At 53.9% G+C, this 23,900-nt stretch carries 38 protein-coding genes and 1 pseudogene; 16 read left to right on the top strand and 23 right to left on the bottom strand.

Annotation, left to right across the window (positions count from 1 at the left end; all coding sequences use genetic code 11):
• Positions 1–736 (top strand): HNH endonuclease (locus tag WCL58_RS09855; RefSeq protein WP_336851037.1); only part of this gene is annotated, 736 nt, incomplete at its 5' end.
• 104 nt (positions 737–840) lie between these two features.
• Here WCL58_RS09855 and WCL58_RS09850 read toward each other — a convergent pair.
• From WCL58_RS09850 to WCL58_RS09830, 6 genes are all read right to left on the bottom strand, one after another.
• Complete coding sequence (locus tag WCL58_RS09850; RefSeq protein WP_336851036.1) at positions 841–1,644, bottom strand: hypothetical protein; 804 nt, start codon at positions 1,642–1,644, stop codon at positions 841–843.
• 118 nt (positions 1,645–1,762) lie between these two features.
• Positions 1,763–2,116 (bottom strand): Gp49 family protein, encoded by a 354-nt coding sequence (locus WCL58_RS09845; RefSeq protein WP_336851035.1) that lies wholly within the window; start codon positions 2,114–2,116, stop codon positions 1,763–1,765.
• Entirely contained in the window at positions 2,116–2,370 is a 255-nt protein-coding gene (lysC, locus tag WCL58_RS25360; protein ID WP_443004965.1) for an Rz1-like lysis system protein LysC, read from the bottom strand. Before lysC ends, WCL58_RS09845 begins: the two co-directional genes overlap by 1 nt.
• Entirely contained in the window at positions 2,270–2,656 is a 387-nt protein-coding gene (locus WCL58_RS09840) for a hypothetical protein (protein WP_336851033.1), read from the bottom strand. The genes lysC and WCL58_RS09840 overlap by 101 nt, the downstream gene beginning before the upstream one ends.
• On the bottom strand, positions 2,653–3,276 hold the full coding sequence (locus tag WCL58_RS09835) for a glycoside hydrolase family 19 protein (RefSeq protein ID WP_336851031.1): 624 nt from the start codon (positions 3,274–3,276) through the stop codon (positions 2,653–2,655). Before WCL58_RS09835 ends, WCL58_RS09840 begins: the two co-directional genes overlap by 4 nt.
• A gap of 3 nt (positions 3,277–3,279) precedes the next feature.
• Entirely contained in the window at positions 3,280–3,615 is a 336-nt protein-coding gene (locus WCL58_RS09830; protein WP_110158645.1) for a phage holin, lambda family, read from the bottom strand.
• A 199-nt stretch (positions 3,616–3,814) separates the two neighbouring features.
• Here WCL58_RS09830 and WCL58_RS09825 point away from each other — a divergent pair, with 199 nt between their 5' ends.
• The gene (locus tag WCL58_RS09825) at positions 3,815–4,573 is read left to right on the top strand and encodes a hypothetical protein (RefSeq protein ID WP_336851028.1); all 759 of its coding nucleotides are present in this window, start codon (positions 3,815–3,817) and stop codon (positions 4,571–4,573) included.
• 121 nt (positions 4,574–4,694) lie between these two features.
• Here WCL58_RS09825 and WCL58_RS09820 read toward each other — a convergent pair whose 3' ends face one another.
• From WCL58_RS09820 to WCL58_RS09765, 12 genes are all read right to left on the bottom strand, one after another.
• Entirely contained in the window at positions 4,695–5,255 is a 561-nt protein-coding gene (locus WCL58_RS09820) for a DUF1133 family protein (protein ID WP_336851026.1), read from the bottom strand.
• Complete coding sequence (locus WCL58_RS09815) at positions 5,252–5,539, bottom strand: DUF1364 domain-containing protein (protein ID WP_099818172.1); 288 nt, start codon at positions 5,537–5,539, stop codon at positions 5,252–5,254. Before WCL58_RS09815 ends, WCL58_RS09820 begins: the two co-directional genes overlap by 4 nt.
• On the bottom strand, positions 5,539–6,132 hold the full coding sequence (locus WCL58_RS09810) for a DUF1367 family protein (protein ID WP_099782615.1): 594 nt from the start codon (positions 6,130–6,132) through the stop codon (positions 5,539–5,541). Before WCL58_RS09810 ends, WCL58_RS09815 begins: the two co-directional genes overlap by 1 nt.
• Positions 6,133–6,174: 42 nt before the next feature.
• Positions 6,175–6,414, bottom strand: coding sequence for a hypothetical protein (locus WCL58_RS09805; RefSeq protein ID WP_336851024.1), 240 nt, complete (start codon positions 6,412–6,414; stop codon positions 6,175–6,177).
• 42 nt (positions 6,415–6,456) lie between these two features.
• Positions 6,457–6,690: a DinI-like family protein gene (locus WCL58_RS09800; protein WP_089180410.1), complete on the bottom strand. Its 234-nt coding sequence runs from the start codon at positions 6,688–6,690 to the stop codon at positions 6,457–6,459.
• 366 nt (positions 6,691–7,056) lie between these two features.
• The gene (locus tag WCL58_RS09795) at positions 7,057–7,626 is read right to left on the bottom strand and encodes a hypothetical protein (protein WP_233492611.1); all 570 of its coding nucleotides are present in this window, start codon (positions 7,624–7,626) and stop codon (positions 7,057–7,059) included.
• Positions 7,623–8,024, bottom strand: coding sequence for a hypothetical protein (locus WCL58_RS09790; protein WP_336851022.1), 402 nt, complete (start codon positions 8,022–8,024; stop codon positions 7,623–7,625). Before WCL58_RS09790 ends, WCL58_RS09795 begins: the two co-directional genes overlap by 4 nt.
• Positions 8,025–8,039: 15 nt before the next feature.
• Positions 8,040–8,780 carry an ATP-binding protein gene (locus tag WCL58_RS09785; RefSeq protein WP_060419466.1) on the bottom strand — a complete coding sequence of 247 codons (741 nt, stop codon included), beginning with the start codon at positions 8,778–8,780 and terminating at the stop codon, positions 8,040–8,042.
• A 14-nt stretch (positions 8,781–8,794) separates the two neighbouring features.
• Positions 8,795–9,634, bottom strand: coding sequence for a DUF1376 domain-containing protein (locus WCL58_RS09780; RefSeq protein WP_336851021.1), 840 nt, complete (start codon positions 9,632–9,634; stop codon positions 8,795–8,797).
• Entirely contained in the window at positions 9,634–10,587 is a 954-nt protein-coding gene (locus WCL58_RS09775; protein ID WP_049234550.1) for a DNA-methyltransferase, read from the bottom strand. Before WCL58_RS09775 ends, WCL58_RS09780 begins: the two co-directional genes overlap by 1 nt.
• A gap of 263 nt (positions 10,588–10,850) precedes the next feature.
• Positions 10,851–11,417: a toxin YdaT family protein gene (locus WCL58_RS09770; RefSeq protein WP_336851020.1), complete on the bottom strand. Its 567-nt coding sequence runs from the start codon at positions 11,415–11,417 to the stop codon at positions 10,851–10,853.
• Between the two features lie 2 nt (positions 11,418–11,419).
• Positions 11,420–11,647, bottom strand: a complete 228-nt coding sequence (locus tag WCL58_RS09765) for a helix-turn-helix transcriptional regulator (protein ID WP_336851019.1) — start codon at positions 11,645–11,647, stop codon at positions 11,420–11,422.
• 110 nt (positions 11,648–11,757) lie between these two features.
• Here WCL58_RS09765 and WCL58_RS09760 point away from each other — a divergent pair, with 110 nt between their 5' ends.
• The 4 genes from WCL58_RS09760 to WCL58_RS09745 all read left to right on the top strand — a co-directional run bounded on the left by WCL58_RS09760 (position 11,758) and on the right by WCL58_RS09745 (position 13,529).
• A complete protein-coding gene (locus WCL58_RS09760; RefSeq protein ID WP_336851017.1) occupies positions 11,758–12,147 on the top strand; it encodes a helix-turn-helix domain-containing protein in 390 nt (129 codons plus the stop codon).
• A gap of 101 nt (positions 12,148–12,248) precedes the next feature.
• Positions 12,249–12,680, top strand: a complete 432-nt coding sequence (locus tag WCL58_RS09755) for a hypothetical protein (RefSeq protein ID WP_336851016.1) — start codon at positions 12,249–12,251, stop codon at positions 12,678–12,680.
• A 1-nt stretch (position 12,681) separates the two neighbouring features.
• Entirely contained in the window at positions 12,682–12,987 is a 306-nt protein-coding gene (locus WCL58_RS09750; RefSeq protein WP_336851015.1) for a hemolysin XhlA, read from the top strand.
• A 332-nt stretch (positions 12,988–13,319) separates the two neighbouring features.
• Complete coding sequence (locus WCL58_RS09745) at positions 13,320–13,529, top strand: hypothetical protein (RefSeq protein ID WP_180554848.1); 210 nt, start codon at positions 13,320–13,322, stop codon at positions 13,527–13,529.
• Here the strand turns inward: WCL58_RS09745 and WCL58_RS09740 are convergent.
• Entirely contained in the window at positions 13,500–13,784 is a 285-nt protein-coding gene (locus tag WCL58_RS09740; protein ID WP_180554871.1) for a DUF2622 domain-containing protein, read from the bottom strand. The genes WCL58_RS09745 and WCL58_RS09740 overlap by 30 nt on opposite strands.
• A gap of 248 nt (positions 13,785–14,032) precedes the next feature.
• Here WCL58_RS09740 and WCL58_RS09735 point away from each other — a divergent pair, with 248 nt between their 5' ends.
• From WCL58_RS09735 to WCL58_RS09695, 9 genes are all read left to right on the top strand, one after another.
• Entirely contained in the window at positions 14,033–14,362 is a 330-nt protein-coding gene (locus WCL58_RS09735) for a hypothetical protein (protein WP_336851014.1), read from the top strand.
• A gap of 25 nt (positions 14,363–14,387) precedes the next feature.
• Positions 14,388–14,522, top strand: coding sequence for a host cell division inhibitory peptide Kil (gene kil / locus WCL58_RS09730; protein ID WP_197790940.1), 135 nt, complete (start codon positions 14,388–14,390; stop codon positions 14,520–14,522).
• Between the two features lie 77 nt (positions 14,523–14,599).
• Entirely contained in the window at positions 14,600–14,905 is a 306-nt protein-coding gene (locus tag WCL58_RS09725) for a hypothetical protein (RefSeq protein ID WP_336851012.1), read from the top strand.
• 130 nt (positions 14,906–15,035) lie between these two features.
• Positions 15,036–15,263, top strand: coding sequence for a hypothetical protein (locus WCL58_RS09720; protein WP_336851011.1), 228 nt, complete (start codon positions 15,036–15,038; stop codon positions 15,261–15,263).
• 160 nt (positions 15,264–15,423) lie between these two features.
• Complete coding sequence (locus WCL58_RS09715) at positions 15,424–18,645, top strand: PD-(D/E)XK nuclease-like domain-containing protein (protein WP_336851009.1); 3,222 nt, start codon at positions 15,424–15,426, stop codon at positions 18,643–18,645.
• An 11-nt stretch (positions 18,646–18,656) separates the two neighbouring features.
• A complete protein-coding gene (locus WCL58_RS09710) occupies positions 18,657–19,775 on the top strand; it encodes a recombinase RecT (RefSeq protein ID WP_060432085.1) in 1,119 nt (372 codons plus the stop codon).
• Positions 19,769–19,954 carry a hypothetical protein gene (locus WCL58_RS09705; RefSeq protein WP_336851006.1) on the top strand — a complete coding sequence of 62 codons (186 nt, stop codon included), beginning with the start codon at positions 19,769–19,771 and terminating at the stop codon, positions 19,952–19,954. Before WCL58_RS09710 ends, WCL58_RS09705 begins: the two co-directional genes overlap by 7 nt.
• A 70-nt stretch (positions 19,955–20,024) precedes the next feature.
• Positions 20,025–20,210, top strand: coding sequence for an excisionase (locus WCL58_RS09700; RefSeq protein WP_202669732.1), 186 nt, complete (start codon positions 20,025–20,027; stop codon positions 20,208–20,210).
• Complete coding sequence (locus WCL58_RS09695; protein ID WP_336851004.1) at positions 20,183–21,454, top strand: site-specific integrase; 1,272 nt, start codon at positions 20,183–20,185, stop codon at positions 21,452–21,454. The genes WCL58_RS09700 and WCL58_RS09695 overlap by 28 nt, the downstream gene beginning before the upstream one ends.
• 30 nt (positions 21,455–21,484) lie before the next feature.
• Here the strand turns inward: WCL58_RS09695 and WCL58_RS09690 are convergent.
• A pseudogene (locus WCL58_RS09690) lies at positions 21,485–21,829 on the bottom strand (NAD-dependent epimerase/dehydratase family protein); the annotation flags it as partial.
• Positions 21,830–21,939: 110 nt separating this feature from the next.
• On the opposite strand from WCL58_RS09690, the gene WCL58_RS09685 reads away from it, so the two are divergent.
• Positions 21,940–22,872, top strand: a complete 933-nt coding sequence (locus WCL58_RS09685; RefSeq protein ID WP_336851003.1) for a LysR family transcriptional regulator — start codon at positions 21,940–21,942, stop codon at positions 22,870–22,872.
• Positions 22,873–22,875: 3 nt separating this feature from the next.
• Here WCL58_RS09685 and WCL58_RS09680 read toward each other — a convergent pair whose 3' ends face one another.
• The 3 genes from WCL58_RS09680 to WCL58_RS09670 all read right to left on the bottom strand — a co-directional run bounded on the left by WCL58_RS09680 (position 22,876) and on the right by WCL58_RS09670 (position 23,824).
• Positions 22,876–23,268, bottom strand: a complete 393-nt coding sequence (locus tag WCL58_RS09680) for a YidB family protein (protein WP_049201337.1) — start codon at positions 23,266–23,268, stop codon at positions 22,876–22,878.
• 95 nt (positions 23,269–23,363) lie between these two features.
• On the bottom strand, positions 23,364–23,612 hold the full coding sequence (locus tag WCL58_RS09675) for a GlsB/YeaQ/YmgE family stress response membrane protein (protein WP_019453501.1): 249 nt from the start codon (positions 23,610–23,612) through the stop codon (positions 23,364–23,366).
• A 14-nt stretch (positions 23,613–23,626) separates the two neighbouring features.
• Complete coding sequence (locus WCL58_RS09670; protein ID WP_033635087.1) at positions 23,627–23,824, bottom strand: DUF883 family protein; 198 nt, start codon at positions 23,822–23,824, stop codon at positions 23,627–23,629.
• Between the last annotated feature and the right edge of the window lie 76 nt (positions 23,825–23,900).

Here is a 23,900-nt window from a genome sequence, read left to right as displayed (position 1 = left end):
TTGTATATCTCGGTACGGGCTAGCTCTGAAACAACGCCAGAAGCCAGCCCCGCGGGAAAGCGCGAAAGACAAAATTCTTGCTCTTGCCAATGGCTGCAGAACGTCAGCAGAGATCGCAGAGAAGGTTGGTTGCTCAGAAAAGCACGTTCAAAACGTTCTCCGGGTTCACAATGCTGATCGCCTACCTCAAGGTGCCCGAAGCGGGGAGCAAAACCACGGCTTTCGCGGCGGCCGGATTGTTGATCTGGATGGGTATGCCATTGTTCAAGCGCCGGCGAATCATCCACATGCGCGCCGTACCGGCCTGATATCAGAGCATCGTATGATTGCTGAGAAGGAACTCGGCCGTTATCTGCTGCCGACAGAAGTAGTTGACCATATCGACGGGCTTCATCTGCATAACGCCCCAAGCAATCTGCGAGTTTTTGATTCAAACGCGGATCACCTGCGTGCAACGATCTCGGGACAGAGGCCAAACTGGTCAGCAGAAGGCTTTGCGAAGATGCAAATACCTTCACCGATTCGTCCAAACTATCCACAGATCGATAGCTACCGTCAGCGCAAAGAATGCGGTGATGTCCGCTTGCTACAAATTCTCCTCGCTGCGTCACAACTCGGTATAGATTCGCCACACCTTTTGGGTACGCACCACCACTTAGAGAAAGCTCAAATCGATTATTCTCGGCCGACCACGATAAAACGCGCATTGGCCGATCTATTTCCTGAATGGGTATAATCCCAAACTCTGTAACTACAGGTGTACTTCCCCGCAGGCATCCGAACCCGGCCACGTAGGCTTTGAACTTGTGCGGCATCGCCAAAAACCGGGCCTGAGGAATATTAAGCGTCGGCGCTATCATCATCCCTCCTGGCGTCTACCACGTTGATGTTGATCGCCACCGGCTTCGGCGTGTCGTTGTCGTCATCATCGGCCAGCTCTTTACCCAGCTTTTCGCACTCCAGGCGGGTCTTGTCCGTTGCCGCACGGCGAAAATCGGTATCGGCTTCAATTTTTGGCAGCATCGCCTCGCTAACGGCCAGCTGGCTGAAGGTACGCAAAATCGACTCGATGCGTGCCGTGTTGCGATCCATTGCCTGTTCAGCGCCGCGGATGTTTTCGCGGAGGATTTTTTTTCGCTCTTCGCTTTCTTCATCGCGGAGCGCTTCACCCCATCGGCCAATATTCGCCGCTGCAATCAGGTTGGACGCCTGCACCCGGCGTAGTTCATCCTCCAGCCCCATAGCTTCGGCATCTTCAATCACATCGTCAGGAAGGAGCATCCGCCGGGCATAGCCACCATGTTTCAAAGCAGCTCGGTTGTTTGCACCGAAGGGATTAACAGGCGGGTCTGTGCGTTTGCCACGAATCGGTTTCGTTTTTGGCTCTGGGGCTTCGTCGCCTTCTTGTATGCTTCCAGATTTGGCGCTACGTCCTCTGGTACGCACTTTTGATTTTTGCGTACCGCTTTTGCGTACCTGCGTACCTTTTTGCGTACCGCCCTTTCCCTTGCGTACCCAGCCATGCTTTTTAGCGCGCTTCCTGATTGCCCCCTCACTGATGCCGTATATCTCTGCCAAGTCGCGGAGAGAAAGTTGACCGGCACAGTAATCGCGCTCGAGGCCGCTTTCTTCCGGTTGTGACATAGCATTCTCCATAAAAAAAGCCATCAGCCTGCCGGTGCGCTGGGTGCGCGGTGGGTGCAGGTAGACGGCTTTGGTTATTTTGCATTATCGATGGCCCTCGCAAAGGCCACCTGTAATGCTATTGGTCTTGGTGTAGTCGCTGTTTCAGTAGGTAACCTTCCAGCGCCCAGATTTTTTGCACAGCGTTGGTGCGGGCGATCTTGCGGCCAATCTCGGCGTCGAAGTTATCTGGGCTGGCGCAGGCGCTTTCGCCGGTGACTGTGAACCCGTTTTTCAGTACCAGGACGCAGAAGGTCAGCAGATCAAGAGACTTTGGTGAGTATTGCGCTGCGTCAGGATTTGCAGTCATTAACCCGTCTTGCGCAGTAAAGTAATAACAGTCGCTGATAATGCTCTCGATATGGTCAGGCGTTACGCGCGGCGCGGTTTTGCCTTTGGCTTGGATTTCCTGTTCGATTGCTTTGTCGCTCATTATTTTCTCCCGGCGGCTTCCCGCCATTGGTTCAGCGTGGCCACCTGGCCGGCGCAGATTGATAACGCTGTTTGAAGCGCCAGCGCGTGGCTGCCGATATCCCCCCATGTATCCCCCTGCAGTTTTGGTTGCTCGCAGGGGGTGAACACCGATTCAGGGGGAAACAGCACGAGCGGCGCCGGCGGTTGTGGTGTCCGTTCCGCGCAGGAGGTCAAGAACAGCACCAGGAGCAGTGCGGCGGGCGCACTCGTCATTTTTAATGGCATCCTGATATTTCCTCTGGTAGTTTTCGCCCTGCTGGCGCAGCTGCTGCTCTCTCCGTTGCTGTTCGGCCATCATTGCGCGATTACGGGCGTCATCCGCGCGCAGTGTGGTGATCAGTCCTGTCTGCTGCGCCAGCGTCTTTTTCTGCTCTGCAACCTGCTGGCGTGCCAGGTCCAATCGGTGCGACAACAGCGAGCTGTAACCACCCAGCAAGATGGCCGCCACCAGCAGGAGCAACATTCCCCCGCCGGCCAGTTTTGAGAGCCAGCCGCTCATGCCAGTGCCTGGCGCGCACGCTCGAATCGTTCTTTGCGGTCGGCCAGCCCGTTATTGCCGCCGTTGATCAGCAGCGTCACCCGTTCGGCGTCGCCGGCGTACTGACCACAATTCCGCGATTTCCAGAACCAGCCAGCGGAGCGCATCGCGTACTCGTCTTTTTCCAGCAGGTCAGGCACCAACAGCAAATCGGTTTTGATGCCGGCGCTGCAGGCGCGATAATTGTCGGCGCCGGTGATCTGGATCAGGCCGCGCCCGCGGTATTTCCAACCGTCCCCGGTGGATTTGTTACCCAGGCGGCCGCCGTAGACGAGATTCGCGATCGCCGCCTGGCGGTTCACCGGCACCACCGATTCGCCGCGCTGGCGCCCAAGCATTTTGCATTGCTCCGCAGTTAGCCGCTTGCCAAAGGTCGATTGCAGGCCGGCCACACTATAGTTGAACGATTCCGCGACCGCGGTGAAACCGGCCGACTCATGCCCTACCTGAGCAATGAACATTGCCTGCGCCACTGGCGAGGTGATGCCAAACTCGGCGAACGTCGCCTCCAGATGTGGAAACCACCGCGCGGCCAGTCCGGCGCCAATACCGGCCGCCTCTTTGAATTGATCCTGAGTCATGAATTATTCCTGTCGTGGGGAGCCGGTGCGGTTGCTGGCGATGCGGCGCAGCATGTTTCCGAAATAGTCGACGCCGGCATAGCCGATAAACATGCTGCCGAGATAGGCATATGTGGAATCCCAGCCGATCGCAGCCAGGCAATCTTTGATGAAATACGCAACCATCGCGCACATGGCGGCGTCAATTAGTCGGCGTGTCCATCCCTGCTGGCCAACGTATGCGCTGCGCAGTAACGCCATTAGCGCGGCCGTGGCCGCATAGCCGCCGCCCTCCTTGTGAGCGGCAAGCCATGCAATCAGTTGCGCCCACAATTCGGGATTTTTATCATGCATTTTCATGTCCTCCCCCTTCCGGGGTTTATTCCCGGCATCGGGTGATGATTAAGATTTCGCTAGACGAATGTGGGGCAAATCATGCCGGCAACCTTTTGGTGTGATGATCTGTTGATTATGTGTGTTATATTTTTCACCAATTGAATGCCAGCCGGATATTCATTCAAGTTAACGAACACAACCCAATAAGACAAATCGAGGTACCATGAACATATTTGCTTCGCAATTTCTAAAAAAAGAAGGCCTAATAATACTCATAATCACATTGCTCGGATATGGTGTTGCACTGTCCTATGAAATTGGTTACGCGATTTACTTTTCATTCGACACTGAATATGTTCAGGTTGATGTAAAATCCATATACAAAGGAATCCTGGGTGTTTCCTCATTCTTCCTCATTGCGCTGGTTTTTATCACCACTTTAAAACAAAAACAGGCTAGCGATAAACGAAAACTAGCTCAAATCGCCGTATATGTAGTATTGATAGGGCTATTATCTTCATCGACCGCACCGAAAGTCATTTTTGCAAATGTAATAACGGCAATTACTCTGTGCACTGGTGTTTCAATTCTATATTTTTCTTACTACCACCTATCCAAAAAAGACGTTCTTTCAATACCTGTTTTGGTTGGGGTTGCTTGCTTGTTTATTATTGCGATGTCAACAACAGTAGGGATATCTCACGCATCCATTGAAACGACATTTAATGTTTTTAAATATAAAGATGATGAGTATGCGATCATCAGAATATACAATGGCAACATTATTGGCATTAAGGTCGAGAACGATAAACTATCTCATACTGCTAAAATATACATGCCAAGCTCAGAAGTAAAAACATTGCAGACAAGAACGATTCAAGTACCAAGCAAACCTGGGCTGCTCAACTATAAAGTTGATTACCCGGAATTTCGAAAAAATAGCTTGGGCAACCTAATACTGAAAGACAGCAAAGAAAAATAAATCAATAACCTAGTTTGTTATAAAACTAAAAACCCGCACAAATGGCGGGTTTCTTTTCAATTTGTCGCTGCGGATACTACTTCGCGAAGCTTACCTCAATTTAACCATTTTCCGCGCAAAGTCAACCGTAAAATCTATCAACATTCGAACTAAACGCATCGCTCATTGGACGGTAGAGCATAAATTCTGCGGTCTTAAGCCAAACAGCTATCCGGGTTTCGCAGGTTCGCAAGCACCATTCAGGGTGCCTATCATGCAAATCGGCCGCCATCGCCTTTTTACTCTTTCCCTTCCCGATGTAGCGCTGCTGGATGACATACTTCAGGCCCGGGTGATCCAGCAGCACGGCCCCGACCACCTGATCGATGGTCTTGGCCTCTTCATCAGAGCAGAACGCCAGACTGCTCTTCTGTTTACCCTCCATGATTTCCAACAGATAGGACTGCAGTTCAGCCTTACTGCATCCTGTTTTTTTTAACTGTCGCAGCGCCTGTGTAATAGCAGCCTTCGTGACCTTCTCGCTGGCCAGCAATCGGTTGAACATGCTGCCGGCGCTGCCATGCTTCGCCATTCCCGACCAGCGTCCCCACATTTTCAGCTTACCTTCGATCCAAACTTGCTCTAACGCACGCAGGCGCAGTTCTTTACCATCACCCTTGCCGATGTTGTCGGGGTAGATCATAGCTTTCCTTCCTTTCTCAAAATTGTTTGCGTGCGGAATACGCCCTCGGCGTGGTAAAGGCGCAGGGTTTCGCGGTCAAATTCAGTTTTCGTGCGGGCATCGATCGCATCATGGCAACTGCTGCAAGCCCAGGCGCCCTGCTCGTCGTCTGGTTTCATGCCGCCGCCGCAGGTGCCCGCCAGGCGGTAATGCGCCAACACGGTGGTTTCTGGATTGAAATTACAAACTCCGGGGATCCGGATTTGGCAGTCGCGGCCGCGGGCCTCTTTTCGTAAATTGGCCATTATGCAAACTCCATCAGCTGCGCCGCGGTGTTCTCGGCCTCTGCGTACGAACTAAACGGCTTGTGCAGGATCCAGCGCCACAAAACATCGAGAGCGGCGTGGTACAGTTGATGGAACTCGGTTTCGTCCATGTTGGCGAACGCGATGCTGCGGGGGTGTTTGCGGAGAGTGCCGTCGGGGAGTTGGATCGCGTCATAGTGGCCGGCCTCGACCGTCACCCACGCGCGATAGGCGTCAAAGGATTTGCACGCGCTGATGCTGCCGGCGCGCCGATCGGCGACGCGCTCGAGATACTGTTCGGCGGCATCGAGCAGCGCCGATTCATTGCCGCCGAACGTAGCCAGGAATCTGGCGTAGCCGGTAACCAGTTTGCGCTCGTTCGTGGAGATAGCGCCGCCGGTGGGCTCCCAGTATTCGAACCCCAGGTTGAGAAGCGCGAAAAATCGACGGTGAAACGCCGGGTTGCGCACCTTTTTAAAATCGGCCACCAGCACGGCGCCGAGCTTGCAATTGTTTTGCAGAAATTCGCTGGTCTCGGGCGTGGCCGGGATCAGTATTCCTGATGACTGCTTGATGAGTTGTAACTGCGCCATGTTCTCTCCTGTGGCGCAGCAGGCACGGGGTGTTCAGGCCCGTTAAGTGAGTCTATCAGAATTTATCTTGCGAAGACCGGCCCGCTCTAAAATTTGCGTGAACAGCTTTGGTGTGCCGACTATGTCTTCTGGCTGTAGCGGCATGAAGGAGATCTGATCGCCCTTTCGGTACATCAACGCCCGCTCGCAGACGGGGAAATTTTTGAATCTGGCAACCACCGCATCATCCATGCAGCGCACGACTTTGTACCCTCCTGGGGGCGTGTCTTGTAATCCGGTCACCTCAACCTCCTTTGCTGTGTGATTTGTCGGCAAAGAGTGCCATCAATAAAACCAGTCGTCCGCGCTTTCCCATGTCTCCTGCAGGATGTTCTCTACACGCTCTTTGGCGCCTTTTTCAGCCCCGAGTACCGACAGATTATCCTGGGCGCCGAGCCGCACGGCGACGCGGCAATCGGGGTACGATTTCAGCAGTCGTTTCTGGAATTCCTGTTCAATCGCCGCAACAGCGCCCGCTGGTAACTCTTTGTTTTTCTGGATTACTAATTCAACTTTCATCATGCGCCTCCGTGATACTGGTTATTTATACAGTATAATTATGGTTAGAATAATTTGAGTTTGCAAGAAAAGAAAAGCCCCTACCGGGGCTTTTGTGTGCTACAGATCTAAAATCAATCATTTCCTAATTATTTTAATGCGTTATACGCATACGCGCCCTCCGGCGCTGCTACCTGCGTGACCGTTCCCTGTACATCGAGTTCGTCACCTCGGCGTATCTGATCCGCCCGTAGTACATACCTGAGCGAAAGCGATAATGCTTTTTGCATTGCCACATGTCCTGTTCTGTCGTCAAATTGACGCCCCGCACCAGTCGAGTAGAAAAGTTAAGCGGAGGCATGGCGTACCCCGGCGCTTTGGCTGTAGTCATGCTCTCGCTCTCCCATAGTCTTCAAGTTCTATGTTGCTCCGACTCTCGAAATTGACCCAGCGCCAGACGGTACTGTGGTCAAGTTCCATCTTTCTCGCGATTTCTGAAACGAACAGGCCTTCGTCGGCCAGCGCCCGGCACAACTCAACGTCATCATCGCTGTGTTTCGCGAACTGATGATGCTCTCCACGTGGCTTTCCTGGGTTAATACCGCGCCTGAGCATTGCCGTGGATACGCTGGCCTCCGTCCGACCTAAATGCCTTGCGATCTCTTTCTGCGTTAGCTTTTGCCGATTGTCTTTCATGAACTTTATTTCCCAATCGGCGTAGTTCCGAAAGCATCGGTACAGCCTGATCCCAAGGCTTTCAGCCTTACTCCTCACGACCCGCGGGGAAACTCCGAACATTTTTGCGATGGAGGGCGTTGGTATGATAGGGCCGAGGCGAAACAGCATTGCCACTCGCATCGGGTGCCAGCGCTGCTGCCGAACCTTCCCTTCAGCCCAATCACTCCAAACTATTCGCTTTATGTTGGGATATAGCTTCCGTTCATTGGCTGGCATCATGAAATCCTCCCGCGCAGGTTAGCCAGCGCCTGATCAAACATCTTGTGGACGTTGCAGAACTGCAGCTCTTTGGGGTGGAAGTGCCACAGCGTTTTATCCGGCGTGCCGGTACGGGGATTGGCACGATAATTCACCTCGGCGCGCTCAACAAATTTGTCGGACACGCTTGTCAGCTTGTAGAGCGCCCTCGGCCCGCAGCCCTTCTTTGTGATTTTTACGTCAGGCGATCTGATCATCGACCGCAGCCTGAGCGCCAGCTCCTGCCGCGTCATTGTGTTTGCCGGGTGCGCGGCTTTGACCGCTTCCCAGATTTCAGTGGTGCTCATTTCTTTGCCGAGGATGATATCCACGAGCTGCTGTGCGGTTACTCTGTGCTTTTCGGTTACTCTGTTGGTCATTGGTTTATGCTCCGATCACTTAATCACCCGAAGGTGGCTTACATTTTTCCGATAGCTTCCCCAGGTGAATTCCACCCAGATCCCGCCATCCATTGTTAATCTGTCCATGACTCTTGCGCCTAAAACATCGGTTAACTCCCTCGAACTCAGGTTGGTTAAAATTCCAACCGGCTTTAACGACGACAGCCGGCGATCGATAATCTGGTTCAAAATCACCCACTCGCCGCGTGTTTCGCGCTGCACGCCGACTTCGTCGAGAACGAGCAGATCGACCTTACACAGGTCGTCGAGTAATGCCCCTTCGGACTCACCGCCGTCGTAACAGCGCCGAACACGCAGCATCAGGTCGGGGATGGTAACCACCAGCACCGTGTGATTCTTCGCCAGCAGATGGTTACCGATCGCGGCGGCCAGATGGTTTTTTCCGGTACCGCATCCGCCACTGAAGACGAAACAGCCAAACCCCATGCCGAAATTTTGCGCATAGCTTTTGGCCTTGCTCAGGGCGTGGCGCTGCCCGTCATTGCTCACTTGGTAATTCGCGAACGTGCAGTTGCGGTGCAAGTCGCAGATCCCCGAGCGTCCGAAAATCCGCTCTGCGCGGGCGCGTTGGTTCGCCTTCTCAAGCTCGGCACTGCGCTTCTCCCCTTCCGTACGATGCCAGGCAAGCAGCTCTTCAGCGGTGTTGAACTTCGGCTTAACGCCCGGCGGCATGATGCGCTGCAGCCTGCTGATCAGTGACTCTGGTGTTTTCATGGTTCACCTCTTGGTCAGTTAAATCCCGGCGGTTTTTCGCCGTATTCGCCCGAAGGCTCGAAACGTCCCCGGTGGGGGTGGCGCTCCTTGCCGGTCGGCGCATTCCTACGCTCGTGCAATACGCTGTCGGCAAATTTTTTCTCCCACTGCACCTGGTGATACCGCCGCCCCTCGGGCTGCCAGTACGCAACGAAGCCCGCCAGTTCGCCAGGGGTATATCCCGGCGCTGGCCCGTCCAAAGCACGATTCCACAGTGCAGCCCGCCGTTGGAAATCAGGCGACGGCTGCCAGTCGGCGGTCATCGGGAATTTATCGTTAGGTTCGTCCAACCAATTTTCATCCTCGAACGTCGGCGGCGCCGAATCATCAGCTTTCGAATCATTCGCGCCTGCGCGATCTAAGAGAGTGGTTTTATCTTTTAGATCTTTATCTTTATCTGGATCTTTATTCGTTGAACGGTCGTTGCCATCTCGTTCAACGCCCGTTGAACGGTCGTTGGATTGGCTTTGATTTTCCTTAGCTTTTTTCTGCGCTCGTTTCTGTGCCGAAATTTTTCCTGCTTCACTTCTCTGCGACTGAGCCCCTTTCACAGTGAGTAAATCGCGTTCAATTCGCTGGTGAATCCACGTATTTCCATCGTCGATAAAAAACTCGTTCAACGACCGTTCAACGTCCGTCCAACGGTCGTTAGATAAGCGTGCAATTCCCGCAAGCCTGTTTTTTGGCAATGGTTTACCGGTCTGCCAGTAATTGAATATCAGCAGCAAGTACGCACCGTGTTCCTCCGTTGAAAGGTGCATGGTGTCTGCCAGGTAATCGGCAACATAAAACTGCATGTACGGGAGTGCCGCCATTAGCTGTTCCTGGTATTTCGTTTTTCGGTGATTGAATTCGCTATGTCGCTAACCCTGCCCGGCACCAAAGCCGCATATTCAGGATTCAGCTCGCACAGCACCGCCTTACGGCCGTATGCCGCAGCAACGCCCGCAGTAGTGCCACTACCGCCGAACGGGTCTATAACGGCGCCACCGGCCGGGCATCCTGCCAAAATGCACGGCTCAATCAGCGCCGGCGGGAACGTTGCAAAATGGGCGCCTTTGAATGGTCGCGTTGGCACTGACCACACCGTCCGACGATTACGGAGCTCAACCAATCCAGAGACGGCCGCCGAGAACGATGCGTTGTTGCGATTTCCGAATGCGTTGGCTTGGCTTTTAGGCGTGACACCTTTCCCGCGCGGATGCGAGTTCCCAGTTACCGGCTCCTTGATGGCTTCGTGGTCGAAGTAATACTTTGGCCTCTTGCTCAGCAAGAAAACGTACTCGTGAGCCTTTGTGCAGCGATCACGTACGCTCTCCGGCATCGGGTTAGTCTTGTGCCAAACGATGTCTTGGCGCAGATACCAACCATCATCCTGAAGGGCGAAGGCGAGACGCCACGGCATGCCTAGCATATCTTTCGGCTTAACCCCTGCTGGCACTCCTGCCGCGCGCCGCTCTTGCCGATTGGTTCTTCCGTCTGAATATCCGTTATTGCCACTAAATCTCGCCGCGTAACTGTCGCCGATATTTACCCAGATCGTTCCGTCATCACGGAGTACGCGACGCACTGCACGGAAGACTTCAACCAATCGTTGGATAAACTCCGCCGGCGTCGGCTCCAGGCCGATCTGGCCTTCAACGCCGTAGTCTCTCAGTGCGTAATATGGCGGGCTTGTTACGCAGGTATGGAATGCCTTTTCGGGCATTTCGCGCATGAGATCCACGCAATCACCGACATAGCAGCGGAAGAATTTATCCCAAAGCATAATCAACGACGCCCCATACGGCGCCCAGGCACATGCGGGCGATCCGGCTTGCCCTTTACCCGCTTTAGCGGCTTTGCGTACGTCTTTGCGATAGCGATACTGCTGGCGATCGTCGCGTTCGGTCTGGACGGGTAATGATCGGCGCCACGGCCGGCAGCCGAGCGCGCCACATCGTAGGGGCAACCCTCACGCACTAACTGCGTGCGGATCTGCGTTTCGATCTGTGTTCTTGAAAAATTAGCCATTGGTTTATGCTCCGGTTATTACATGCAGCCGCTGAACATCGCCGCGGCGCTGGCCATAACGGCCGCCCATCTGTCCGGTGGCGCCAGGCGCACCAGCGATTCGATACCCTCGCGTATCTCTTTCTCCAGCTCGCGCAGCGGTGCGCCGAGTAATGCCGCCTGTTTGGCGTCCGCGCATTCTTTGATAGCGTCGGCTACCAGCTCGAGCTTGGTTTTCCCCTGCTTCAATCCGTATTTTCTGGCGATCTCGATCGGCATCACGTCAGCAATCACCGGCGCCAGCTGCAGGACATAGCCGGCGTATTTCTCTGTACGGTTCGGGTTGTCTAACCAGCGGAAGATGTTCTGTCGGTTGTTGCGCTCAATGTCGCCCAGCTGGAGGCCTTTTCCGCCACGCCGGAACCATTCATCGGTGATCAGCTTGGCGATGGTCTCCTGCGCCCGGCCCGGCAGCGTGCCCTGCCATTCATCAACCGCCTGGCGGACGGCATCAGGTTTTACTGTTCGGCGTCGGGCTGAAGACTGATTTCCTGAACTCAGCCGCTGGCCACCAGCCCTGATAACATCTTGAAATGTTAACGACATGGTTAAGCCTCCTGATTTTTAAGCTCAGTCTCTGGAGGGAATAGGCTGTCTAAAGTGCAGTCACAGCCCAAGCGGTTCATTGTTTCAACGATGAGTCGACACTCGTCTAAGCTTGGCGAACGCAGGCCGATCTCATAGTTAGAAAGGCGGGAACGCTTCCAACCAATCTCGTTAGCAAGCAAAGACTGGGATAAGCCCATTTTTTTTCTCTCACAGGAAATGTTGTTCACTAATTGTTCCTCACGTTATGGGTTTAATGATTAGACACAAATCGTGTCTAACTATCAACTACATTTTGAAGATATTTAGTTGCCACATTTCGTGGTAATATCGTAAGACTATGAAAACAATGTCTGAAATCATTGGTGAAAGGCTGAAAAGCCTCCGAGAAAAGAAAAACTTAAGCCAGGCGCAGCTATCCAAGCTGTGCGGATGGTCTACGGCCTCACGAGTCGGAAACTATGAGCTTGGGGTACGAAATGTCGGGGTTGATGATGCTGTTATCCTCGCCAAGGTACTTGGCACGACTCCCTCTGAACTTCTGTTCGGAGATCAGGGAGATCCATCCAATTGGTTAACAGATAAACAAAAAAAGGTAATTGACCTGTTTAATCAACTACCTGAGGCTGAGCAGGAAAGAATGATTGATCTCTTCCAATTGAGGTTGAAAGAGATCGATGACTACGTTGAAAAGTACTTGCGCGGGCGGTATAAGCCGGTCGACGAGTGATAAATGATTAAGAAAATGAATGGCATCGCGCCAGTCGTTGGAAAAGGCAGCGGCACGACAATCCTCAAAATATCATTAACTTGATACGATGGTAACCTTACGTGAGAACCGAGAAAATATTATTCATTTACCCATCATTCCCAAGCGAAGAAATTATAGCAGCCGGAAAAATTGGTGAGCCTAATCCGATACTTAAAGTGACTAAGTATCCTTCAGATTTTTCGCTTTTGGCGGCCTCTGGTTTAATTGGCATTAATTTGGATAAAGGCTACTTGGTTTCTACAAATGTTTACCTTGATGGTGAACTTGCAACGGACCCTGACGATACCCCTTCTCTAGTCTCGCATTCGCAGAACATTTCCGACGAAGGGACGTACGTTACAACTTTTGGTGTACCACTTAGGGTGCATGCCACCAAATCTGGTATTTATACATTACGCCTATCTCTTTACGAAAAAACGAAAGGAGATGAACAGATTTTAATCGATGAAAAAGAAACCCAGTTAGTTATTTCAGAAGGATGGGGATCGTAATATGGGGACGGTATCTTATCATCCGACAGTAAAATCCGGACTTGCAAACCATCTGAACCATCACCATGATAAAGACAACGATGGTGGTAATGGTGGAGGTAATGGTGGAGGTAATGACATGTTAGATCGTGTAAAAAAACTTGAGGATCAAGTCCTTACCTTGGTAACCGACATTGCCGTTATCAAGTCCAATTATGTTACGAAAGCCGACCTTCACGAAGAAATATCCAAACAAACCAAGTGGATAGCAGCAACAATTATCGGCACTACCGGCTTGGCCCTCACTGTGGCAAAACTGATTTTCTAAAACTAAACCGGCCACCGAGCCGGTTTTCATACCCCTTCACCACCAAACCGGCCTCGAGCCGGTTTTTTTGTATCCGCTCAACTCCCCTCGCCAATTGATCACTATTCGTGATTGACATAAGACACATATCGTGTCTAATATACCTCCATCGCAGCAACGAGTCATCAAGGCAGGACGCCCACGAAGTAGCTACCGGCGAGCGTATGAAACACCGGGTGAGATGACAGAATCAGGCGCGCAGCAGGTACAACGTTCTGACAGTTCGGGAAAGACCGAAGGACGGCTGGAGAGACAGCGGGCATAACCAATGTTCAATGAGGATCGAGGGATGTATGAAAAACGAAGAACTTAAGCACGTAATCGCGCTGCTTCTGGAAGATGCAAAACGCCGTCAGGAGCTGGAGCCAAATGCAGGCACAGAGGCCCGAATCTGGCTCGGTGATTACTCCCTTACCTACGGGCGCATTGTGAATGGAAGTGACGGCGTAAATAGGCTTACCGAAGAAGAGAAACTACGCCTTATCGAGATCAATAAAGAATAATTCTTTTACTTCGGTAACAAGGACCTTTGGGTTAGGCCTGATTTTTTCAGAAACAACTTTGGCCAAATGTCCAACGTAATAAATACCGTTTGTTTCTGTTTCGTATAAATACTCTGCGTTCGGAAGCCATACGGGATCGTAATCAGAGTTAAGAAGGGTTCTTTTGAAGCCGTGTGAAGCAAGTTTTTCATGCAGTTCATCATAATCGGCAGATTCAGAATCACGGAGCTCGATGCGAACAACAAACCGGGACATATCATTTCCTTACTTATGGTGTGAGAACCGTAAGGATACCACCGCCGCCTGAGGTGGAGAAGTAAAGCAAGCTGACCACCGGGAAAGGCCGGTAGAGCATAACCTGACAGCCCGGAAAGACGGGCACCTATTCAAGACCTTTGGCTATCAGTACAGGAGCTTAGTAGCCAGAGGAAAAACCTGGCAGCCGGGGAAGACCGGCAACCACATAGAGCATTACCAATGAACATGCCGTGGAGGGCAATACAGTGACAAGAGTACTGATCATCTATGAAAACATCCCAGAATCGACAGACCTTTTTATTGTCGATGCTAATGAAAGCGAACTTGCTGACTTGAAACTCTGTCATGGCAACTACACCAACGCTGTCGACAATGAAGAAATTGAAAAAGCACTGTCTCGCGTTGATGCAAGATTGGGCAGCAAAGATTCTGCGATTGCTGAAAATACCGCTTGGTGCGGAATAGGCCCGAATGATGTAGCAAAATGGAATTTCCCAGCAATAGAACGATATGACCCTATCTACATAAAAGATTTTGGTATCGATATGATAGTGGTTACAGGTTTTGTGATGTAGTTAACGTTATTAGGAGCTGTTTATCATGACCCAGCAACACAGGTTAGCAGCAGCACAGAGCAAGGCCGCCATCGCGCAATTTATCGGTGATAAAAATATGTGGCGACAGGCAATCCGGCAATATTTCTTTGCCATAGGCGGAAAGATCTCCGCTAAATAACACAGCAACTTCTCGATTCCTATTCTGGCCGATTAACTCGGACACGGGATCCCATTACCAAAAAACGGAGCATGACCATGATTAAGACCGTAGAAATCAAAATGAATCTTTTGCACAAAAACATCGTTGAAGTATTAAGCGAGGGTGAAACTATTGGCTTTATCGTTAATACCGATAACAAAGAAAAACCGCACTCCCTCGTTACTCCTAGCGGGAGTGATGCTGGTGATTTTGATTGCCCGAAATGTGCCATTGATGCTGCGGTGCGTACGCATTTTAACGTAGGCAGTGAGTACGCCACAGAGTTCAGCATCAAGGGGCGACCATCCCCGAAAAAGCTGCTCCTGCTGGCGTTGCTAGCCATGCTCGCAAGCGATGATTGATTGCTGTGTGTAGTCTTCCCCGCCGTTGCTGGCGGGGCTTTTTAGAATATTGAAATGCGTCAAGCGTTTCCCTTCCGGGGCGTCAATTCGCAGGGCGCATTTCAATATCAATCACCACGAGAGGTTATTTATGGAAAAGTTATTTTTCCCTGTCGCGGCACGAAAGGCACAGGTGGAATATTGCAACAATAAACACGTTCCACATTTCGCGCCATACGATGGAATTTGTTTTCGTTGCAAAAAAGATATTTACCAGCAACACGGATTGCGTGGGTATGAAACCGGTATTTCGCTGGACGAAGCAAAAAACACCCATGTTATTTACTGCCCACACTGCAACCGCAGTTATTGCGATTAGAAAGTAAAAAGGCCCGCACAAGGCGGGCCAGTCTACCGGCTTTACGTCCCGGCGACGGGTTACCGGGGAACCACCCCCAATAACCGGAGCATAACCAATGACCAACCGAAGCAGATCACTGATCGGCTGGCATTGTACCTAAACCTAGGAGAACTACACAATGCAAAATGTTGCAGCCTATCTTTACAGGGCAAAACAGAAATCTGGGAAAAACCATCTTTTTACGTACTTTGAGGCGAAGTCTGACGATCACGCGGAGACAAAACGTGATTTTCTCTTCATGGAAGCTGGCCATTCAAAAGCCGACTACTTCGCGCCGGTGCGCATCGATTTTCCAGTCGTGGACGAGCTGCCCGCAGAGGGCGAATTCAGCGAAACATTCTGGATGACCTGGGCGCTGGAAAGCGACGCCAGCAAAACCTGTGTACCGCGCGACACGCTCGATCCGTCCGTGGCATTCCCGAAATTGTATCCCTACATGACAAAACCTGCGGGTGGTGCAGGCGCAGCAGAAAACAGCAGGACCACTGAAAAAACGCAGGTGGTGCAGGAGCAGCAGAAAACAGCAGGTGAATACTTCGCATCGAGCCTCGACAAGCACACCGTGATCGCCGCGGCGTGGCTTTACGGCAATAACTGCCTGAAGCTGAACGACGAGCAATTGGCCGCGGCAAAAGCTCTGGTGATGGACGATGCGCAGCGCTACCCGCAAAACGTCATTCTGGCACTGACCAGCCTTAAACAGTTCGCACACACCTACCCGGAAATGCCGATCACTGCGATCTCGGGCATGAAAGCCATCTGGCCACCGTTCGGCAAGGTGCCGGAGCTGGGCAAACTGTGCCAATTCGCCACCGAATACCTCGACGCTACGGTAGAACAGCGCGCGGGCGTTATCACGAAATGGCAAACCTCAGCGGCCGGCGGCGCCAAGCCTGCCGAAACCGCGCCTGATGAGCCATTGCGCACCGCATCCGGTGCGATCCTCACAAACGGCGCCGAGCCGGCAGCCGGCACGCCGATCGACTCCCTGCAGATGCTGGAAACCGTGATCGGCTGCGCGCTGTATCCGTCTGATTTCGATATTTCCAACCCCCCGGGCGCCATCATCCGCGCTGTGAACGAAATGAAAAAGCGCAACGACGAGGCGCTCAAAGTATGGAATGAGCAGCTCAGCGCCACGCCTGGCGTTTTGCAGTTCTCCCGACAGGCGATTGTTGCGCTGGTCCGCGGTGCCAAAGAAAACCTGCACGTTACCCCCGGTGCGCTGCGCAGCTATATCAACGCCAATCTGATTGAGGTCGACGCTAAACCGGCGCAACAAAACACAGAGACCGTGCAACAAACTGGCGCCGAAGCGCAACAAGCGGCCTCAAATGCGGGTGAAAAAGATGAAGTGGTCGCAGAGTTCGAGACAGAACGCTGCGCATGGCTGCGGGCTGAAATACGTGCGGCGCTGGCTGGAACGACTGGTGTTATGGATGAAAGCGACGTCGCAGAATTGACCGCAGCCGTCGGTGAAGGCATATCACACAGCTACATCGCGCGGCTGCTGGCCAAAGAGATTGAAACGTGCGATCCATTCAACCAGCTGGTTGCCGATGATGTTCATCACCTCACCTGCGACGTTCTGGAAAATTGGCAGGATAAAAAGGATCCGCGCGTTGCTTATATCGATTCTCGCGTGGAGTTCTATCTGCAGGAAGCGCGCCGGGAATCAGAGAGAAAATATCAGGAAATGGTCGCAGCCACCGACGCAAGCGCCAGCGGCGCGCTGCAGCAGGAAAATCCAGCGCCCGAGCGGGATGGCGCCTCAAATGAGGGCGTAAAAACGGAAGTCGCGCAGCAGCAACCCGGAGAGCTCAGCAGCATGGGTGGCGGGCACTTTAGCTATGATCCGGCCGAAATGTTCGCCGCATCGCCACTGGCCAAGGTCGACGCCGCAGGCGCCACAACCGGCGACGATGTTCGCGAATTCCTGGATTCGTCAACGGAAACGGCCGAAGTGTCAGGCGAAACAGCGGAATTGTCAGGTGAGAACGTCGATACTGCGGCGCCAGTCGTCGACGCACCGCGCCGGGAAGAACCGGCAGCCCCTGCATACTTCGAGCCCGGCCGTTATCTGGATATTCCGAACGAGGTCTATCACAGCGCCAACGGCATCAGCAGCACGATGGCAAAGGACGCGCGGATCAGCCTGATGTATTACCACGGCCGCCACGTTATCAAAACCATACAGCGCGAGCGCACCGATGCGCTGACGTTCGGCTCGTTGGTTCACGCGCTGGCGCTAGAACCTGAAAAGCTGGACGAGGAATTCAGCGTTGAGCCTGTGATCCCCGAGGGGGCATTCACAGATACAGCATCGATGCGCGCATTTATCGAACAGCACAACGCCACCCTGCCGAAACAGACCGACGCCGATACGCTGCGCGCCGTGATCGAGAAGCATAACGCCACCCTGCAAGCGCCGTATGCGCTGGGCGGCAACGCTGACGAAATCGGCCAGTTCTACATGCTGCTGCCGCCGGAATTTCAGAGCATCCCAGAGGACGCAAAAATCACCGCCACGGCGATGAAAGCCTGCATCAAAGAGTACAACGCCACCCTGCCGGCGCCGTTGAAAACCACCGGCGGCCGCGACGCACTGCTGGAACAGTTGGCGACCATCGATCCGGAGTTTGTCGAGAAAGAGCGCGCGATTCCGGCGCCGTTGCCGATCAGCGGCAGCAAAGAGGATATGGCCGCGCGTATCAAAACGATTTTGCCAACTGCGGTATTCGCCGACGAAGTGATCAGCGCCTGGAAAAATGGGAACGACCAGCGCCAGCCGATCACGCAGGCGCAGATGAAACACGCCAAGGCAATTCAGCGCGCCCTGTTCACCCACCCATCTGTCGGGCAGTTGCTGCAGAACCCACAACGCGCGGTTGAGGTCAGCTATTTCGGTATCGATGAAGAAACCGGCCTCGAACTGCGCGTACGTCCCGATCTTGAGATTGAGGCCGTGGGCCTGCGTATCGGCTACGACCTGAAAACCGTCAGCATGGGTAATGTCAAGCAAAGCGCCCTGCGCGCCCGCTTGCACCGTGAAATCATCGAGCGCGATTACCACCTGAGCGCGGGCATGTATTGCGATGTTGCGGCGCTGGATCAGTTCTTCTGGATCTTCGTCAACAAAGATGAGCACTACCACTGGATCGCCATCGTTGAGGCCTCCGCTGACCTGCTCGAGCTCGGCCGCCTTGAGTACCGCAAAACCCTGCGGGATATCAAACAGGCACAGGATACCGGCGTGTGGCCAGAACCGATCACAGAAGAAATCGTGGACGACATTAACGACTTTGACCAGCGCCGCATGGAAGCGCTGCGCGTAGCCTAAGGAGCATACCAATGAGCAACCAACTTGCGATGATCCAGAAAGACCTGGCGGAACAGCTGGCACCGGCAAAAGCGATTTTGCCGAGCCACGTCAGCTTTGAAAAATTCACCAACGCCGCGGCAGTGGCGTTATCAACGAATCCAGATCTGTTCGATGCCGATCGCCAGAGCGTCATCAACGCCCTTTCGTCTTGTGCAAAAGACGGACTCATTCCAGACGGACGCGAAGCTGCGCTCGTCGTTTACAAAACCAAGCTCCCAAATGGTCAACGGGTCCGCCGCGCACAGTACCTGCCAATGATCGATGGCGTAATGAAGCGGGTACGCCAGTCTGGCGAGGTATCTATCATCGCCACCCGCGTATTGTACAAAAACGATAAATTCCGCGTCTGGATGGACGAGAACGGCGAACACATTTTCTATGAACCTAACATGCTCGACCGTGGCGAGATGATAGGTGCGTTCGCCTACGCGAAGATGCGCACCGGCGAGCTGCAGTTTGAAGTGATGAATATCGAGGATATCGAGAAAGTCCGCGCCGCAAGCAGGAACAGTGACAGCGGGCCGTGGGTTAACTGGTACGAGTCAATGTCTCGCAAATCCGTCATGCACCGTCTTGGCCGGCGGCTGCCGAATAACTCCGAGATCATGGAAATGCTCGAGCGCGGGCAAGAGATGGTTTGGCATAAAGAAAAAGACGTCACGCCGGATACCCGCGTAAGCACCGGGCAACTGATAAAGGCGGCAGATAAGGCGCCCGAGGCAGTTACAGAAAATTCAGCACCAGAAAAGATTGCTGAAGATATTCGCGGCAGCATCGACAAGATCACCACCACTGCTCAGGCGACAGACCTCCGCGCCTCAGTTGAAGATATGAAAGCGCAGCTGGGGATCACCCTGTACACCGAGCTGAAAAACAAAATCGTACTGCAACACCACCGCCTTAACGCGATTGCCGGCCTGGGTGCGTCGATCGATGCGGCCGGCAAGAACGGCGGCACCACAAGCCAGGAACGGGCAGAGCTCGGCGCCCTTCTGCATCGCTCTGCGCGGTTCCTGAGCGCTGATGAGGTTCAGCGCTATCAGCAGGCGATCGATGATCTGTCGCCGGCGCAGGAGGCGGCATGCTGACACTTATCGGCTTCCTCCTGCTGGTAAGCCCGTGCGGCCACGATGCGTGCGACGCGCTGCCGGTATCTGAGCGAATTTACTCGAGCTTCGACCAGTGCGAGCGAATGAGGGAAGTAATCCAATTGCGCCGCCCGCGCGCCGTTCTGTACTGCGACGGCGTTTACAGCACTGAGAAATGATTTTCGAAAATCAAAACACAACGCGGGCCACGAGTAAGATCGTGGCCGGTTGTGCGCAGGAGCATAACCAATGAATAAGTGGGTTCTAATAAAACGTGCATCAGAATTAACGGGTTACAGCGAAACCGCGCTATATGACAAGATGCAGAAAGGGAAGTGGCCGGAAGGGAAACTTTGGCGCCGTGCGCCGGACAACAAAAGGCATATCAATATGGAGGAGTACGACAGATGGGTGGAAAGCAAACCGATCCAGTGATGCCGCGTGGCGTTGCCGTGCACGGAAAATCTTTGCGCCTGACCTTTTCACACAAAGGGCAGCGATGCCGGGAATCCCTGGGCCTGCCCCCGACAAAGACCAATGTCAAATTTGCCGCCGGCAAGCTGGCAGCGATCCGGCACGAGATAAAGACCGGCACGTTTAACTATGCCGCACATTTCCCAAATTCGGAACGAGCCAAGGAACAGGCCAACAGGTTAAAAGGCATTGGCGCGCGCATTGGCGAGCTATGCAAGGAGTACCAAAAAATGAAATACACAGATTTAGCAACCTCCAGTCAGCGCCGTTACAGCGTGGCTTTCGATCAATGCCTGGCGATCATTGGCGTCGACAGACTGATGGATTCCCTCTTCCCTGAGGACTTCATGAATTTGCGGGCTGAACTCTTGGCCACCCGAGCAGCCAGCACAGCCAATCACTACATGAATGTGTTTCGGGGTTTTGTGCAATTTCTCGAGAAAAACAAATACACCAAACATAATTTATTAGCGGAACTCGCCCCCGCGCAGGACAGCGGCACGGAGCCGGATCCGTTTGATTTAGACGAATTTCAGCGGGCGGTTGCTGCCTGTAATAATGAAATCCATCGGAACATCATCACGTTCTCAATCTATACCGGCATTCGGCCAGGCGAGTTAGCTGCGCTTGCATGGGAAGATATCGATCTTATCAAAGGCAAGGCTACCATTTCCCGCGCCCTGTCTGATGACGAGCTAAAACTGCCAAAAACGAATAAGACGCGGATGATCCTGCTTTCACCGCCAGCGATCGCTGCTCTGCAGAACCAGCGACAATACACCGCAATGATGCCAGCGCAGGAATTCACGATGAGGCAGCGCGGCAAGAAGCCACAGCCGCTGATGCTGCGCCCTGTGTTTCTGCCTGAAACAACGGCGAAAAACTCAGGTTTCGGCCAGCTTTTTTTAGCCACCAGCTTTAATGATATGTGGCAGGCATTACTACGGCGCGCGGGCGTACGCTACAGAACGTTCTACCAATTGCGCCACACGTACGCGTGCTGGAACCTCACAGCTCATGGCAATGTGGCATTCATCGCAAAACAGATGGGGCATGCAGATTACACCATGCTCGTTAAAATTTACGGCCGCTGGATGGACAACGAAAGCGAGGCGGAAAACGCACGGATTTGGGAAGCGCTTTCAGAGAAAGGTCACGACGATAACGCCCCAAAAACGCCCCAAGTATTGCAGGGTGCAAAATAACCCTATGATTTAAAGCCGGAAAACACATCAGCCCTGCATCAGGCTGATATGCTCCAGCGCCGGCGCGATCGGCTCCAGCCCCTCGACGACGTGTTGCAACATCTGCAGATTGGGCGCCACCAGGCCCGCCCAATCCGGCGCATCCTGATAGGCGGCATAGAAGACGTGGCTAATCGCGCTCAGCGGCCGCAGCGCGTCGCGCGTCGCCACCGCATCCAGCAGATCCACCTGCAGGTGGCGCACACCAGGCGCCGGTTGCCCACCCCGGCGCGAGACGCCCACCACGGGCCAGCCCTGGCCGGTCAGTTCCTCAATCAAACGGCGCCCTATCACGCCATTGGCGCCGATCACTAACGCTTGCCGCTTTGCATTCATCTTGTCACTCCTCGGGTTGTCGATGCCCCGAGTGTTATTGATTAGCACTGCTTGCGGTAGACGAGACTTTCCACTAACACTAATAAGAAATATTTATAGGCAAAATCGCTATGGATAAGCTGAACGCAATGAAAACCTTTGTGCGGGTGGCGGAGCTGGGCAGCCTGTCGGCCGCCGCTCGCGATCTGCGCTTGACGCAGCCGGCGGTCAGTCAGCAAATCGCCGGTCTGGAGCAGGAGCTGGGGGCGCAGCTGCTGTTTCGCAGCACCCGGGCAGTCTCCCTGACCGAGGCCGGCAGCGGTTATTATCAACGCCTCAAAGCGATTCTGGCGGCGGTCGACGAAGCGGAAGAGGCGCTGCACGGCCAGCGCCACCGGCTGCAGGGCAACCTGCGCCTTCACGCACCGACCGGATTCGGCCAGCGGCACGTCACGCCGCTGGCCATCGCTTTCCAGCAGCGCCATCCGGACCTCACCATCGAGCTGCTGCTGGACGATCGGCGCGCCGACGTGATCGGCGAAGGCATCGACGTGGCGCTACGCTTCGGCGAACTGCACGCGCCCGGCATGGTGGCGAAACGGCTGGGCGAACTGCAACGCCTGCTGGTGGCGTCACCGGCGTATCTGGCAGAGCATGGCGCGCCACGCTCGCCGGCGGAGCTGGCAAAACATGCGCACATTCGCTACAGCGGATTGAACGACGGGGATACGCTCACCCTGATCGGCCCGCACGGCCCCGAAATAGTGGCGCTGCAGCCCACGTTCCGCGCCAACAATACGCTATCGCTGCTGACGGCCATCGAGGCAGGGCTTGGTATCGGCGGCGCTCAGCGGCCGTTGATCGGCGAGCAGCTGGCGACAGGGGCGCTGGTGCCCGTATTGCCGGAATACCGCTATCCGCCCATGGCGCTGCACGCGGTCTATCCCGCATTACGATTTATTCCGGAGAAAGTGCGCGCCTGTGTGGCGCATCTGCAACAGGCGTTGACGGCGATCGAGGGAATTAGCGGAGTGAATGCCCCCGGCCAGACGCCGGGAGCATAAGCCTTATTTGAACAGTTTGCCGACCATGTCGCCCAGTTCGTTGCTGTCTTGCTGCACTTCGCCATTTGGCGAAGCGGCATCCGCGACCGTTGGCAAGAACTGTGCAATGGTGCTGGAGGCCTGAGCCGGATCGACACCCAGCTTTTCAGCCAGCTGATTAATCGCATCGCTACCCAACGCCTGCTGTACGTGATCGCCGGTAATCGGTTGGTTTTCGCCATTGCCGAGCCAGGAGCCGACGATATCGCCGAACTGCCCCTGACGGAACTTGTCCAAAATGGCCTGCAGGCCACCTTGTTGCTCAACCCACTGCATAATGGCGATGTAATCGATGCCTTTGCCACCGTTGGCGCCGCCGCCCAGAATGTTACCCAATACGCTATCGAACAGACCCATGATATTCCCCTTTCAGCCGATACGGCCCGCGCCGCACCGCCGGATTGATTTCACGAAAAAGGGCCGCCGCGGCGACCCTGTTGAGCAACGGCTGCTTAGCCTTTGATCTTCCTGTAGACAAAAAGCACCACCAGGGCACCGATTACCGCCACCACAAAGCTGCCCAGGTTAAAGCCGTCAACGCGCCCCATACCGAAGAAGGTGCTGATATAGCCGCCGACCACGGCGCCCACGACCCCCAGTACCACGGTCATAATAAACCCGCCGCCGTCTTTGCCCGGCATAATCCATTTGGCCAGGATACCGGCGATTAAACCAAAAATGATCCAGGAAATGATGCCCATCTTTACTCTCCCTATTACCTTTTGCCTAACAGAAATCCTATTACCAGGCCCACGACGGCGCCGGCGCCTATCCCCGCCCAAGGATTATCCTTGATGCAGGCACATGATTGCTCGAGCGCCGCTTTTACACCGCTGCGCACTTCGCAGGCGGTGGTTTTCACGTAGTCGCTCGGTTGCTCAACACCGTTTAGATCGTCATTTTCATATGACATGTCAAATCCTTACAGACCAACCCTCTGAGAATTGCGTCACATGTTTCACGCCCGGCACCGCCCGCCCCGCGATCTT

Source organism: Serratia sp. TMDUHS_CL (genome assembly GCF_037137105.1).
GTDB classification, from domain to species: domain Bacteria; phylum Pseudomonadota; class Gammaproteobacteria; order Enterobacterales; family Enterobacteriaceae; genus Serratia; species Serratia nevei.
This window is presented reverse-complemented; position numbering and strand designations above follow the sequence as displayed.